Consider the following 15,491-nt stretch of genomic DNA (forward strand, 5'->3'; position numbering starts at 1 on the left):
ATGCTTAATTTAGGATTTGATGCAAAGCGTTTTTTTAATAATCAGACGGGCTTAGGAAACTATAGTCGTGATTTAATTCGTATTTTACGTGCATACTTTCCTGAAGAGAACTATTTATTATACACTCCGCATCTTGGAAAACAAGAATACGATCAACTTGTCCCAAATCATATTGTAAGACAACCAGGTGGTTTTATTAATAGAACTTTCAAAAGTTACTGGCGAGGAGATGGTATTGTTGAAGACCTGAAAAGAGATATGATTCAAATATTTCACGGTTTATCTGGAGAGATTCCAGTTGGCCTACAGGAAACTTCAATTAAATCTGTAGTGACTATGCACGATTTGATTTTCATACGTTATCCTGAGTTATATAAAAAGATAGATCGTACTGTTTATCACAAGAAGTTCAAATATGCTTGCGAGCATGCTGATCAAATCGTTGCGATCAGCGAACAGACTAAACTAGATATCTGTGAATTTTTTCACATTCCTGAAAATAAAGTTAAAGTCATCTATCAAGGTTGTCATGAATCATTTAAGTCCATTAAAACAGACGAAGAAAAAAATAACTTAATAAGTAAGCTTGGCCTGCCAAGAGATTTTATCTTGAATGTGGGAACAATTGAGTCTCGAAAAAATGCACTGTCAATTGTTAAAGCAATTGTAGATAAAGACATACCCTTAGTGATTGTCGGTAAACCTACAGCATATACAAAAGAAATACATGAATTTGTAGACCTTAACGGCATGCAAAATCGTGTCATCTTTTTACAGGGGTTATCTATGCAGGAATTATCTGTACTTTATAGCATTGCTAAAATATTTGTTTATCCTTCTATATTTGAAGGTTTTGGAATTCCAATTATCGAAGCATTGTATAGCGGTACACCAGTAATTACAACAGCTTCTGGTGTATTCCCAGAAGCTGGAGGTCCATCCTCTTATTATGTCAACCCTAACGATATCGACCAACTGAGTGATGCTATCGATACGATTTTAGATTCACCTCTTCTGCAAGAGAAAATGAGTAAAAAAGGATTGGAATATGCACAACAATTCAATGATGATACCTTAGCGAATCAATGGATGAATCTTTACAGACAACTCGACAATGAAAATAGCATTTTTTAACACTATAAAATCTTGGGGTGGTGGAGAGAAGTGGCATTTCGATGCGGCAGTTCACTTCGCAAACATTGGTCACGAGGTTTATTTTTTTGGTGACTCTAATAGTAGATTAAAAACAAGATTACTTGATTTTCCTGCGATTACTTACATTGCCATTAACCTAAATAATTTTAGCTTCTTGAATCCATTGAAACGGTGTGCTTTAATGTCTAAATTTCAGGAATTAATGATTGAAACCGTTTTAATCAATAATCCAAAGGATTTAAAAATAGCGGCCTATGCTGCACATACAGCTAAAGTTCCACGCATTATTTATCGGAGAGGATCAGCTATTCCGATTAAAAATACATTTTTAAATCAACGTATTTTCAAAAATTATGTGACCGATGTGCTAGCGAATTCACAAGCAACAAAAGAAACAATACTAGCAAACAATAGTCAATTATTTCCAAAAGATAGAATCAAGGTGATCTATAATCCTATTGATATACAAAAATTTGATCGATTAGAATATAAAAGAATCGTTCCAAATCATACAGAAGATGAGTTGATTATTGGAAACTTGGCAAGACTAGCTCCACAGAAAAATCAAAAATTTCTAATTGATTTATCTCTAGAGCTTTCTCAACAAGGTGTTAAGCATCAGATATATATTACAGGAAAAGGAGAGTTGGAGGAGGAATTAAAGAATTATAATACTGAAAAAGGAACTTTGAATAATGTTCATTTTTTGGGATTCACAGATTCACCTAGAAGTTTTTTAATTGATATCGATATTTTTGTATTAAGTTCCCTATGGGAAGGTTTTGGTTACGTTTTAGCGGAAGCATCATTAGCGGAGAAACCAATCATTGCTTTTAATATCAGTAGTAATCCCGAATTGGTCAAAGATCATATTTCAGGTTTTCTAACCGAAACAAATAATATATCACAAATTGTAGAAAAGATAAAAATTTTACAAGACTCAAATCTTCGCCGTAAAATGGGTGATGCTGGCCGCAAGTTTGTATTGGAATCTTTTGATAAAAATAGCATTTACAAACATTTGGAAGAGTATATTTTACAAGGGAAATAAATTTATGGTTTGAGTTTATTAATCTCTCTAACTTTTAGACACTTTATAAAAACATAATAAGAAGAAAGTTTACTCCAATAATATCCTTCTATTCCATTTAAAAAATTAAGGTTTAACAAGTACTTTTTTAAGAACTGTATTTTCGGCTTGACAACCACTTGTAATAAGGAATAATTTTTACCTTTTTTTAAAGCCTTTTGGGCATTAAGGCTAGTATATTTATTTACCGTATTCATATAGGCCTCATAAGATGCATAACTATCATGTAACAAATAGCCGTCTAAAATTTCAGTTTTTCCCTCAGATTTTAATACTTCATGAACAATATCTTGAGTAAAACTTGCTCGATCAGAAACTAACCGTAAAATTTTTCTTGCTGACTCATCACCATATTTAAAGATCTTACCCATGAAGACCTGTCTCCTTTTGATATAATATGCCTTACAATCTGTATTATTCAATAGGACTTGTTTAATACTTGTTATTAACTGATCGTCCAATACTTCATCAGCATCCAAAGACAATTTCCATTGATATTGACAAGCTTCCAATGCTGTTTGCTTCTGTTTACCAAAACCTTCAAATTTTTTAGTAATTACCTTTGCTCCAAATTCGTTCGCAATAGCAACTGTACGATCTGTGCTAAAAGAATCCACAATAATGATTTCATCACACCATGTTAATTTTTCAAGTGTTTTGGGGAGATTTTTCTCTTCATTATAGGTGATAATAAATGCGGAAATCTTGTTTTTAGGCATATTATTTGAATTATGAGCAACTTTACAATACAAAAATATAAAATTCCAATGAAAAGTAATATTTACATTAATTAACATTATTATTGTAACATAAACAAGACAATTCTCGTTATATGAATATAAAAGAGATTGTACTACCATGCATAAGATGAATATGAGTATTAGTTTAATAATTTCAACATATAACTGGCCTGAAGCATTGGGCTTAGTATTGGACAGTGTTGCATCTCAAACAAGAATTCCCGATGAAATTATAATTGCTGACGATGGATCTGATGCTAGGACAAGTAAATTGATTGCAAATTTTGAGTCAAAACACAATCTCAACATCAAACATATCTGGCATGAAGATAAAGGTTTTAGAAAATGTATTATCTTGAATAAAGCACTTCATGCAAGCACATCATCTTATATAATAGAAATTGATGGCGATATCATTTTGAATAAACATTTTATTAATGATCATTTAAAGGCCGCCGAAAAAGGTTTTTTTATACAAGGAAGCCGATCTATGATAGGAGAAACAAGATCGAAGCAAATCTTAACAACTAAGAAGTGTAAACTCCATGCATTTTCGGCAGGTATGGTTACGCGTTTTAATGCTATCCGTTTTCCTTTACTATCTACAATATTCAAAACTGATCCAACAAGTTCCCATAATGTTAAAGGATGTAACTTAGCCTTCTGGAAAGAAGATTATATCAATATAAACGGATATTTTAATGGTTTTGAAGGATGGGGATGGGAAGATTATGAATTTGCTGAACGATTGATTAATTCAGGTGTTAAAAAGAAAAGATTGAAATGGGCTGCTGTTTGCTACCACCTTTTCCATCCGCTTAGCTGCAGAGCTAACTTTATACCAAATGAAATGATTTACCAGGAAACTGTAAGAGAAAGAATCATTCGCAGAACTCCAGGCTACAGCGAAGTTCAATACAGTTGAGAAAATAATGGAAGTATAATGTAATCAATAGCACACTATACTTCCATAAAAATTTTATCAAGAAACTGTGTTTCTAATTTGGGATGATGATGTTTTTCAAAATATGAGCGCGCCTCAATTTGATGTTGAGTATAAAATGTCTGATCTGATAATAATTTTAAAATATATCTCGCAAATTCCTTTTCTTCATTTGCGATTAAACATCCATTTTGTGACTTATTAACCAAACCATCTACACCTCTTCGAGTTGTTACAACAGGCAACCCATAAGATAATGATTCTAATACTTTTATTTTAACTCCTGTGCCAGTTAACATTGGACAAATTGTAATTTTAGACTGTTTGTAGATCGCATCTAGATCATTAACAAGACCTAGTTTAACAATATTTGCTTCATCCTGAATTTTCGAGCATATCTTACCGACAATATATATTTTAACATTACCTAATAAAGGTAGTACACGATTTATAAACCATTGTATGCTATTGACATTATGCTGATTATCACTAGCTACATACAAAACCGAATACTTGATAGGAGCTGCTAAATCATTACTATTTACAGCAGACGAAACAGGTACTAATTTAACATTTGAATTAGTAAATTGATCGAAAATATAATGTTCTTCAATGGAATAGGTCCAAATTTCATTATACTTTTTCAAAACATTCATTTCGTTTCTAAAAAGCTTTCCAATATCAAAATCTATACTATCTTCATAATTGATTTTATACTGCAATGTCATAAAATCATGCGTGTCTAAAATGAAATAAGGTCCTTGAATATCATCAATTATATTTCCCCAAGTAGAATAACTAATCATCACGATATCATAATGGTTATCTTGAATTTCTTTTTTAAAAAGACCTCTAAAATAAGGTGTTGTAAGATCTAAGGTATTCTTATTAAAAGCTCTATTTAATTCCTTTGGAATTTTGTCATTAATCAAATATTTAAACAAATTTGATTTGGACATTTTTAATTGAAAAATCTTTAGATTTAAATCAGGATATTTCAATTTAAATACCTGTTCACTCTCCTCGTCCCAATCCATCGAAAAAATAAAAGTGACATCAAGTGTATTACAATTTTTTTGAAAATAGGTTAACATCTGATTACATCTGGTTAAATTCCCCCCCTTTCCTTTCAAAGGATTATCAGGCATATAATATAAGACCTTCTTTTTAGACATAAAATAAACTTTTCAATTTTGGATAGATAATTTACATATTTCCTTAATAAATTTATTCCAATCTGCTGAATTTTTTGATTCATTGAAAACTTCTACAGAATTCTTGGCATTCCTTCCAAGATAATTACGAAGGGTTGCGTTCTCCATCACTTTATCCATAAAAAACATCAATTCGTCAACATTTCCTGCTAAAAAACCTGTATTTTCATGCTTTATGAGTTCGTTAACACCTGAACAACTCTTTAAACCAATACAAGGTAGACCTACTGACATTGCTTCAACTAAAGCCAAGCCAAAGCCTTCATATTTACTTGGAAAAACAAATACATCTGCTTCACTCAATTTTTGAATTGGATTATCTGTAAATCCCATTAAAAAAATCCGCTCTTGCATGTTGAGCTCTAAAATTTGCTTTTCTAATAATTGTCGATCGGGTCCTTCTCCCCATAATTCAAAATCCCAGTTTACATACTTAGATGCTAACTGCGCAAAACTCCTAATTGCTAAATGCTGTTGCTTACATCCTATATCTAATCGTGCAACATGAATTATTTTATACCGATCTTTTACAACAGAATGATCTACACTTTTATCAATTTTAGGAACTGGATTGGAAATTACAGCAGTTTTACCCCTAAAAGAATCTGGTAAGTACTCACGGTAACTATCAAATAATATTTGAACTCCAGCTAGATGTTGAAAAGAATCTTTTAACAAGTTAACTTCAAGTGATTTCCTTCCACCAAAAATATTGGTATAATCATAGTCTGGTCTTCCATTTACTGAATTAATAACTGGAATGGTCATTTCATTTTTATATGAAATCTCCAGTAACGAACTAATAGACATTGTAATGATAAGATCGGGTTTCAACTGATCTATGTATAATTTCCATGCTTTGGAACGCCTCTCTAGATTGTAGATAAATAAATTCCCTTCACCTCCCATCCTCTTCTTTAAAAAAACATTATATAGCTTCGCGTACTTCTTCCTAATTTTATAATATAGCCATAAAAACGGTTTTTTTCCTCTATAATTGTAGATTGGGATCAGTTCTTTTTGATCAATATTTGCATCAAAAATATTGGTTACTTTTACCTGATCCACCAAGGGAAACATTGCAGTTCCAGAAATATTTTCATTTGTTGCAATTTCAACCTGATGTCCACTTTTTACAAAATTATTAGCGAGAACACAACAGATTTTTTCAGTTCCGCCAGTCCCGTTCAAAAAATACACATGTTGGATTAGGAGTATTTTCATAACTTGTTATAATTCTTACGGACTTTCTTTCTAAATTCTCTTCTCCATTTAGATATTGGAATCAGCTTGATAAAAAACAATTGCATCTTAATTTTTTTAGTTTTCTTACACTGATAATTTACATAAAACTCGTCAAAATGTTTATGATCATCGGCTGTCAAAAAGAATCTGAATGGGATACTTAGTTCAGTTAATTCATTATCACATAAGAATGGCATCACATGCTGTTGCATGAAAGTTTTAATTAGTGAAAATAAAAAGCTTTTTTGTGGATCTTCAAATGGCATTCTTATATAACGAAGTTCAAAAGGTTCATGTTCTATAAATAATGCTAAATGAAGAGCATGGGATTTATAAAGGCTATTTTTTAAATAAAAGCCTTTGAGAATCTCTAGCCACTCTGGAATCTGAGCTAAAACTTTAGTCGTGTTTTTATTAATTAGAATATGATTTTGATCATCATGCTGACGATAATGGTACATTCCCTCCGGATATAAAGCAACTTGATTTGTTAACGCTAACAACTGATGGGAAAATAATCCATCTTCACAAGGTTGGATTCCATTGGGAAATCTAATATCTGGATGGGACCTCAGAAATTCCATTTTTAAAAACATGGCACATGTAGGCAAGGCCATAATATGCTTAGAACGAAAACAATAATCTTCGCCAATGGCGACAAAATCACTTTTATTCTTTTCGGCAATTCTCAGAGCTTCTTTTAAAAATTTGCGATCTATTCTATCATCGCCATCCAAAAAAAACACATATGAGCCATTTACTTCCGATAATCCACTATTTCTGGCAGCCGACACCCCCCTATTTGTCTGTTCATAATAACGTATATGATCGTACTGCTCTATATATTTATAACAAATTTCCCGCGACTTATCTGTACTCCCGTCATTGACTAAGATTAATTCCAAAAATCCATAATCCTGACTTAAGACACTTTGTATAGCATCCTCCAAGTATAATTCTTGATTATAAATTGGAATTATTACTGATATCAATATTTGGTCTGACTGCATACAAACATTTTAGCACTAAATAGCTAGTGGATAGCAAAGGTAGCAAAATAGGTACCTCTACTCAAAAAAATATGCTATTTCCAACAATTATCAATCTTTTCTTTACTAAGTGTAAATTCTTTATACCTAAATTGTCCTGATTTATTTGCTATCATAGCTCCCATTTGAATCATCTTCTCATCGGTCTTCATGGGAAAGATTGAAGATCTGTAGGCGTTGTTCTCAACGATAGCTTTTGGGAAAACCTGATAATTTAAACCATCTTTTGAATAGGCAATATACAGCGCTTCTGAAGTATACTTTTTAACATCGCCTATTGCCATACATAAAAAATAATATCCATCAACATATGTTGCTTGGATATGCCAAGGTGAATAAGCTGGATTTAATTTTAACCAAGGTTTATTCAGAAAATTTACAATTTTGCTTTCTCTAAAGTAATCAAAATTCATTCCATCACTGGAATTTCTTCGGATTACATAAGAAGGATCATTACCTTTAAAATTTTTCTTACCAAAATTTAATTCGATTTCATAGCTTGTGAATTTATTTCCATCATGAATAAAAGATGGAGATAAAACATGATTATTACGAGGAGTATAAGGTGGATTACTCGTAAAAGCAATGCTTATGGGAGACCAGTTAACGCCATCTGATGAAGTTTGTTGTACAATCGTCCTTTGAGCGTCCACTTCTAACTTTTTTAGATTTTCACTATTTTTTTCAACTTTTTTCTTTAATGATGATGCCGAAATGAAACTAGCTCTGTAGTATAGATGAAATTTATGATTTACATATACCCAATCAACATCTGACCAAAACCCCTGCTTGGGATCACGGTTATTCTCTCTTATACTTTCTTGTGGAAAAGGAGCTGCCATAATTGGATTAATCAAACCAACAGGGCTTACCCAATTTATACCATCATTTGAGACAACAACAGTGGGATTTTCAAATCGCTTCGAATTCTGATGTGTACCAACCGCTCCAAAATAAGGGGTAAATACCATCCAATATTTGTAGCCATTAAATCCTTGAGGAAAATACAACACATCTGGATGACAGTAACTATGATTTTCTTTAGCGATATCTATCAGAAATTTACTATAATTAAAGCCAAAGAAATTGGCATTTGCCATAATATTTATATTAACAATTCCTTTTTCATCATCAAATAGTACAGAATCTACAGGTTTAGCTATTAAATCCAATTGATCAGGATCTTGTGCGTATAAATTTTCATCGACGCGAGTACAGGAAAACAACAAATTTAACAGACATAAAACTGCAAATATACTTTTATACATATATTTAAAAACCAAAATTGTAAGCTGAAATTCAAAAATAATATTCGTTTATAAAACATAATATTATCGCTGATTTTTTACTGCCCAAAAATATATTTTTAATATTAAATTTCACGCAGTCTGAAACAAAATATAAGTGGATTTAGTATATTTATATAGATAACTTCATATTATGTCTAAAAATCTTTATATCGTCCGTCATGCAAAGGCTGAACAGTCATTTTCCAAAAGGGATTTCGACCGTATATTAATAGACAAAGGCATTGAAAGAGCACAACGCATTTCCCATCAACTATCCTTGCACATGCAAGCTGATGCAACTACGCTTTGTATTTCTTCTTCAGCAGATAGAGCATACCAAACAGCCGAAATATTTATTAAAGCGATCAAATATCCACAAATTGCTTTAATAAAAGAAGATCAGCTGTATGAAGCAACCTACTTGGATATTTTAACATTAATCAATCAGGTACCTGCACATATCAATACGCTTTTTATCTTTGGTCATAACCCGGGCCTATCCGACTTTATTGAATACGTCAGCAATGAATCGGTTCCATTATCAACTTCACAGGTCGTACACTTAGTACTTGATGATGGATTTGATTTTAATACTTTGACTTCCAACTCGGCAACGCTTTTAAATACTATAGTATAATTCCTTTTTGTACCTTCGGGTTATGGCAAATCAATTGCAATTTGAAAATTCTCCCTACCTGAAGCAACATGCTCACAATCCAGTTCATTGGATGCCATGGGGAGAGGAAGCTTTAAAAAAAGCTCAAGAAGAAAATAAATTGATCATCATCAGTATTGGTTACTCTGCGTGCCACTGGTGTCATGTCATGGAACGGGAAAGCTTTGAAAATGAAGTGATCGCTCAAACCATGAACAAGTTCTATGTACCAATCAAAATTGATCGGGAAGAACGTCCGGATATTGATCAAGTATACATGACTGCAGTACAACTCATGACTAACGCGGGCGGATGGCCATTAAACTGTATCTGTTTACCTGATGGTAGACCGATTTACGGTGGCACTTACTTTAAAGCACATGACTGGCAAAACATATTAATTCAGATTGCCCAAATGTGGGAAGAACAACCTGAGGTGACACTGGAATATGCTGACAAATTGACAAGAGGTATTCAACAAAGTGAACGTTTTCCAATAAATCCAATTCCTGAACAATATAAATTGGATGATTTGAAAGATATCATCAACCCCTGGAAAGAGCTATTCGATCCAAAAGATGGCGGTTATCACCGTAGTCCTAAGTTTCCTCTTCCAAACAACTGGTTATTCTTATTACGCTATGCCGTCTTAGCGCATGATCATGAAACCTTAAATCATGTGCATTTTACGCTTCAAAAAATAGCCTCAGGAGGTATTTATGACCATATTGGTGGTGGGTTTGCTCGTTACTCGGTTGATAGTGAATGGCATGTCCCTCATTTTGAGAAAATGCTTTACGACAATGGTCAACTGATTTCCTTATATGCAGAAGCATATCAACAACATCCTTTACCTTTGTACAAACGTATTGTTGAAGAAACAATTACATGGGCCAAGCGAGAGATGTTAGCTCCAAATAAGGGCTTTTACTCAGCCTTGGATGCAGATAGTGAAGGAGTAGAAGGAAAGTTTTATACTTTTGATTTATCGGAAATTAAAACCATCTTGGGCGATGATGCTGATTTATTTATCGCTTACTTTAATATTACAGCTGAGGGAAATTGGGAAGAAGAAAAAATCAATATCCTGAATTGTGATATTGATGCAGATCAAATGGCTCAAGAAGCAGGATATACCTCCGAAGAATGGGAAGCTTATCTGCGTACAATTAAGAAAAAATTATTTGATTACCGAAAAAAACGTATTCATCCGGGACTTGACCATAAACAGCTCGCCACTTGGAATGCACTTCTTCTAAATGGTCTAATCGATGCGTATCGCGTATTTGATAAGCAAGACTATTTAGAACTCGCTTTGGAAAATGCGGAATTCTTGATGCATGAATTGATTGCAGAAGATTTCACAATGCTCCATCAACCGAAAGATTCTAATCGGAGTATTCCCGGATTTTTAGATGATTATGCTTTCACTATCGCTGCATTTACAGCATTGTATGAAGCGACATTCGAAGAGAAATGGCTTTATACAGCAAAAGGATTATTAGATAAAACAATCGAACTGTTTTACGACAATCATGAAAAAACCTTCTACTACAGCGCTTCTAATGCAGAAAAATTAATTGCTCGAAAAAGTGAAGTCATGGATAATGTCATTCCGTCATCTACATCTACAATCTGTCATCAATTAAAAAAAATAGGACTACTATTTGATAATGAGGGATATATAGCGATATCAGATCAATTATTTGCAAATGTATTTCCACAAATCAAGACATATGGCTCTGCTTATTCAAATTGGGCAATATTATTGTTAGAAGAATTGTATGGTTGCAATGAGATTGCGCTAACTGGAGAGGATGCTCAGGCATTTCGTAAAGAGCTAGATCATTATTACATTCCGAATAAAATCGTATTAGGTGGAACAAAAGGCAGTCTACCATTGTTATTAAATAGAGAGGGTTTAAAATCAAAAGCCTACCTTTGTAGAAATAAAACATGCAGTCTGCCACAGAATACGATTGCAGAACTTATAAAAATAATAGAATAATAACGGGGAAAATCCCAAAAATCAAAACAAATGGCAATAGTAACTAATGACGTAGTAGCGTTAACTTACAAACTTCACACAATCGAAAACGGCGAAAAAGTTTTCGTAGAAGAAACAACAACAGAAAATCCTTTAGACTTCTTATACGGTGTTGGCATGATGCTTCCTAAATTTGAAGAAAACATCGCTGGCTTAAATGTTGGTGACACTACTGCATTTGAATTATCTGCAGAAGATGCATATGGTGAAAAAGACGAACGTGCTGTTGCCCAATTACCAGCAGATATGTTTAAAGAAACGGGTTTACCTCCAGTTGGAGAAGTTATCCCATTACAAGATAACCAAGGTAACCAATTCCGTGCTGTAGTTGTAGAAGTAACTCCAGAAGTTGTTGTTGCTGACCTAAATCACCCAATGGCTGGTAAATCATTACATTTCGAAATTGAAATTTTAAATGTGCGCCCTGCAACTGAAGAAGAGTTATCTCATGGTCACTCTCATGGTGTAGACGGTACTCAAGGTCACTAATTCTGATCGAGATAAATAAAAAAAGCGGATGCTGGTTTTAAACTGGCATCCGCTTTTTTTATAAGTTCTAAAATTACAATATAAAATGGAAAACTCTTTTTCCCTTATATATTTTCATTCCTATTTGATACCCAAAATTTCTCTATTAAAATGATCATCTGCTCCCGATGCTGCAAAATCATCAAACGCGCGTTCAGTTACTTTAATGATGTGTTTCTTTATAAATTCTGCCCCTTCAGTTGCACCATCTACGCTGTTTTTTAATGCACATTCCCATTCCATCACTGCCCAGCCATCAAAATCATAAGCGGCAAGTTTACTAAATATCCCTTTGAAGTCTACTTGTCCATCTCCCAACGATCGGAAACGTCCTGCACGATCCAACCAGCTACTGTAGCCTCCATACATCCCCTGCTTACCTGTAGGGTTAAATTCCGCATCTTTCACATGGAACATTTTGATGCGTTCATGGTAATGATCAATATAACTTAAGTAATCCATACCTTGTAATAATAAGTGTGATGGATCGTAAAGTAAACACGCTCGTGGATGGTTATTTGCAGCTTCTAAAAAGCGCTCGTAGCTCACACCATCGTGCAGATCCTCCCCTGGATGTATCTCATAACAAAGATCTACTCCATGCTTGTCAAATTCATTTAAAATGGGAACCCAACGATTCGCCAACTCTTTAAAACCAAGTTCAACAACACCGGAAGGTCTTTGTGGCCAAGGATAAACCATATGCCATAACAAAGCACCGCTGAAAGTCGCATGCGCATTTAATCCTAGATTTGCAGATGCTTTTGCGGCATATATTAATTGCTGTGTAGCCCATTCGGTTCTAGCTTTTGGATTATTACGAACTTCTGCCGGAGCAAATCCGTCAAAGAGCTGATCATATGCTGGATGAACTGCAATTAACTGGCCCTGCAAATGTGTAGAAAGTTCCGTAATTTCTAAACCTATCTCCCCTAATTTTCCTTTTATTTCATCCGCATACGTTTTACTTTCAGCGGCTTTTTGTAAATCAAAGTATTGTGGATCATTGGTCGGTAACTGTACGCCTTTAAATCCGAGAGATTTAACCCATTTACCAATATTTTCAAGTGTGTTATAAGGTTCCTCGTTAGCAACAAATTGGGCTAAGAAAATTCCTGGTCCTTTTAGTGTCTTCATAAATAAATCGTTTGCTAAATATAATAAAATTAAAAAAGTAAATGAACATAAATTGCTTTAAAAACCATTATACTGTTTATAATCTAGCATAAGAGTACTGAAAAAATCCATCTTACAGTATAATCTACTTCCACTTTATTATATATGATGCATGCTAACTCATAAATGTAATACGATGATATTGTTTCTGCTACACTACTTGAAGATTATGATCAGTCAGTAATCACCACACTTATTCACCTAATCCATGTATTAAACAATTCTATTAAATTGCACTGTAAAGGTTGAACCTTCACCAATTGCAGATTGAACAAATAATTGACCATCGTGCATATCAATGATCCGCTGCACAATTGAAAGTCCGATACCATGTCCATTTTGGTCTGGAGAAGATGCTGATCGGTAAAAAAGTTCAAATATATGCGGTAAATCCTCAGATGAAATCCCTCTCCCCTTGTCAGAAATATGTATTGTTGCAATCCCTTTATTGTACATGATCTCTACTAAGCAATGCTTATCAGCACTATATTTGCACGCATTCTCGATCAAATTAGCAAAAGCCACTTTAAGTAAATAAGCATTGCCCATTACCAAAATTTCATCTTGATCTTCACCAGCATGGAGCAATTCATAATCAAAAGATATGCTGACACGGTAATCCTTATCTTTATCCTGAACCAAAAATTTTGATTCAACTAGAATTTCGTCCAATCGCAGGGAACTAAAACTAACTTGTGAACTATCATAGTTCGCACGTGCAAAATCCAACAAGGAATTAGATAAAACAGTTGCTTCTTTAGCATCTAGTAAAGCGGTATCGATCGAATGCTTATAATCTTCCAAGGTAGTATTCAACTCTTTGGCAAGTTCCAGTTCAGCGATCATAGCGGACAAAGGAGTCCGAAATTCGTGGGATATAATAGAAACAAAATGTCTTTGGTTGTTGAACGATTTCTCCAGTCGATTGAAAGTCCCATTAAATGTATCGATCAATTCAGAGAGTTCATCCTTTGCTTCTCGATAATATACCCTTTTACTTAGATTATGTTCAGAGACGTCCCTAATTTCATTAATAATATGTTTGATTGGTTTTAGAATATATTGGGCAAAGAAAAAAGAAGCTATAAATATAAAAATAATGGCAACGATGTAAATACTAATCAGAAGTTGCTGTAAACGTTGCATATGGGCATAACCAGTCTGGTCATACGCATGTCCAATAAGATAGTATTGTTTGCCTTGAAAAGGATAATGCATCCCCATAAACAGCTCATCACCCTGATTCCAAGTCATAAAATTTTTATTTCGAATCTTCTCTAATAGAGCTCGATCATAATTTTGTTCGCCAAAGTCTACAAAGAGCTTTTGAAATTGATTGTCAAAAACTGTTATCTGAGCCTCATTGATCATTTTTTTATTTTGTTCATGAATCTGACGCAATTGCGCTTCACTCACTTTGGCATCAAAAATAAATTCTGCACGCCAAGTAATTTTATACCTCAACCGGTCTATAAATTCTTCCTCCCTATTTTTCTCGGAAAAGAAATAGATACTATAAGCAAAAAGAAATAGTATTGCCGCAGAAAATAACGTAAATACTAACGAGGTCCGAGAAGCTATTTTCATTCTTTATTTGATAAGATAAAACCATGTCCTGATTTGGTGTGGATAAGTTTAGTTTCAAAATCTCTATCTACTTTTTTTCTAAGATAATTGATGTATACATCAATATAATTAGTCCCAGTATCAAAATTTTTTCCCCATACATTTCTGGCGATCTCATCACGGCTCAATAACGTTTCATGATGGCGCATAAAGAATACAAGTAGATCAAATTCTTTTGGGGTCAATTTAATGTCCATATGATTGCGTGTCACACTTTTACTTCTCAAATTGACCGATAGCGAATCATAATCTAAAGTTTCATTATTTTCCCAACCGCCAAACTCTTTATTTCTTTTTAGAACAGCTGCAATGCGGACATATAATTCGCGAAGATCAAAGGGTTTTACCATATAGTCGTCTGCTCCGGCATCAAAACCGGCGATCTTTTCATCGATTTGACCAAGAGCTGTGAGCATAATAATCGGTATTTTAGGATAGATCGATTTCATGCGCTTGCTCAATTCGATGCCGCTCATGCGAGGAAGCATAATATCGATAATGAGCATATCATAATCAAGTAACTTCACCTGCTTTAAAGCAGATTCAGCATCAGGGGCAACACTAACTTGATAGTCTTGGCTCTTTAATCCTTTTTGTAATACCGAACTTACACGTTCATTGTCTTCTACGACCAATACCCTCATATAAACAAATGTAGATACTTTTTAAATAAAATAAAATCAACAAGAAATTGCTATGCATACTGTTATATACAGCATGCACAGCAAAATCTA

At 33.7% G+C, this 15,491-nt stretch carries 14 protein-coding genes; 6 read left to right on the top strand and 8 right to left on the bottom strand.

Annotated features, from left to right (window positions below; genetic code table 11):
* Both B3P23_RS00665 and B3P23_RS00670 read left to right on the top strand, forming a co-directional pair.
* Window positions 1-1,134, top strand: a complete 1,134-nt coding sequence (locus tag B3P23_RS00665) for a glycosyltransferase family 4 protein (protein WP_293923611.1) — start codon at window positions 1-3, stop codon at window positions 1,132-1,134.
* On the top strand, window positions 1,115-2,206 hold the full coding sequence (locus tag B3P23_RS00670; protein WP_293923613.1) for a glycosyltransferase: 1,092 nt from the start codon (window positions 1,115-1,117) through the stop codon (window positions 2,204-2,206). The genes B3P23_RS00665 and B3P23_RS00670 overlap by 20 nt, the downstream gene beginning before the upstream one ends.
* 2 nt (window positions 2,207-2,208) lie before the next feature.
* Here the strand turns inward: B3P23_RS00670 and B3P23_RS00675 are convergent, their stop codons facing one another.
* Window positions 2,209-2,964, bottom strand: a complete 756-nt coding sequence (locus B3P23_RS00675) for a glycosyltransferase family 2 protein (RefSeq protein WP_293923615.1) — start codon at window positions 2,962-2,964, stop codon at window positions 2,209-2,211.
* Window positions 2,965-3,118: 154 nt separating this feature from the next.
* Here B3P23_RS00675 and B3P23_RS00680 point away from each other — a divergent pair, with 154 nt between their 5' ends.
* Window positions 3,119-3,910, top strand: coding sequence for a glycosyltransferase family 2 protein (locus B3P23_RS00680; protein ID WP_293923617.1), 792 nt, complete (start codon window positions 3,119-3,121; stop codon window positions 3,908-3,910).
* Window positions 3,911-3,945: 35 nt separating this feature from the next.
* On the opposite strand, the gene B3P23_RS00685 is transcribed toward B3P23_RS00680, so the two are convergent.
* The 4 genes from B3P23_RS00685 to B3P23_RS00700 all read right to left on the bottom strand — a co-directional run bounded on the left by B3P23_RS00685 (window position 3,946) and on the right by B3P23_RS00700 (window position 8,704).
* Window positions 3,946-4,887: a glycosyltransferase family 4 protein gene (locus B3P23_RS00685; protein WP_293923619.1), complete on the bottom strand. Its 942-nt coding sequence runs from the start codon at window positions 4,885-4,887 to the stop codon at window positions 3,946-3,948.
* 228 nt (window positions 4,888-5,115) lie between these two features.
* Window positions 5,116-6,366 (bottom strand): glycosyltransferase, encoded by a 1,251-nt coding sequence (locus tag B3P23_RS00690; RefSeq protein WP_293923621.1) that lies wholly within the window; start codon window positions 6,364-6,366, stop codon window positions 5,116-5,118.
* Window positions 6,363-7,397 (bottom strand): glycosyltransferase family 2 protein, encoded by a 1,035-nt coding sequence (locus B3P23_RS00695; protein WP_293923622.1) that lies wholly within the window; start codon window positions 7,395-7,397, stop codon window positions 6,363-6,365. The genes B3P23_RS00690 and B3P23_RS00695 overlap by 4 nt, the downstream gene beginning before the upstream one ends.
* A 74-nt stretch (window positions 7,398-7,471) precedes the next feature.
* A complete protein-coding gene (locus B3P23_RS00700) occupies window positions 7,472-8,704 on the bottom strand; it encodes a hypothetical protein (protein WP_293923625.1) in 1,233 nt (410 codons plus the stop codon).
* Between the two features lie 172 nt (window positions 8,705-8,876).
* Here B3P23_RS00700 and B3P23_RS00705 point away from each other — a divergent pair, with 172 nt between their 5' ends.
* The 3 genes from B3P23_RS00705 to B3P23_RS00715 are packed head-to-tail and all read left to right on the top strand — an operon-like array spanning window position 8,877 to window position 11,916.
* The gene (locus B3P23_RS00705) at window positions 8,877-9,362 is read left to right on the top strand and encodes a SixA phosphatase family protein (protein WP_293923628.1); all 486 of its coding nucleotides are present in this window, start codon (window positions 8,877-8,879) and stop codon (window positions 9,360-9,362) included.
* Window positions 9,363-9,384: 22 nt separating this feature from the next.
* Window positions 9,385-11,388, top strand: a complete 2,004-nt coding sequence (locus B3P23_RS00710) for a thioredoxin domain-containing protein (RefSeq protein WP_293923631.1) — start codon at window positions 9,385-9,387, stop codon at window positions 11,386-11,388.
* 30 nt (window positions 11,389-11,418) lie between these two features.
* A complete protein-coding gene (locus B3P23_RS00715) occupies window positions 11,419-11,916 on the top strand; it encodes an FKBP-type peptidyl-prolyl cis-trans isomerase (protein WP_021190473.1) in 498 nt (165 codons plus the stop codon).
* A gap of 120 nt (window positions 11,917-12,036) precedes the next feature.
* Here B3P23_RS00715 and B3P23_RS00720 read toward each other — a convergent pair whose 3' ends face one another.
* From B3P23_RS00720 to B3P23_RS00730, 3 genes are all read right to left on the bottom strand, one after another.
* Window positions 12,037-13,092 carry a sugar phosphate isomerase/epimerase family protein gene (locus B3P23_RS00720; RefSeq protein WP_045753771.1) on the bottom strand — a complete coding sequence of 352 codons (1,056 nt, stop codon included), beginning with the start codon at window positions 13,090-13,092 and terminating at the stop codon, window positions 12,037-12,039.
* A 252-nt stretch (window positions 13,093-13,344) separates the two neighbouring features.
* Window positions 13,345-14,718: a sensor histidine kinase gene (locus B3P23_RS00725; RefSeq protein ID WP_045753770.1), complete on the bottom strand. Its 1,374-nt coding sequence runs from the start codon at window positions 14,716-14,718 to the stop codon at window positions 13,345-13,347.
* The gene (locus B3P23_RS00730) at window positions 14,715-15,401 is read right to left on the bottom strand and encodes a response regulator transcription factor (RefSeq protein WP_293923643.1); all 687 of its coding nucleotides are present in this window, start codon (window positions 15,399-15,401) and stop codon (window positions 14,715-14,717) included. The genes B3P23_RS00725 and B3P23_RS00730 overlap by 4 nt, the downstream gene beginning before the upstream one ends.
* Window positions 15,402-15,491 lie beyond the last annotated feature (90 nt).

This window comes from Sphingobacterium sp. UBA6320 (assembly GCF_002440335.1).
GTDB lineage: Bacteria > Bacteroidota > Bacteroidia > Sphingobacteriales > Sphingobacteriaceae > Sphingobacterium.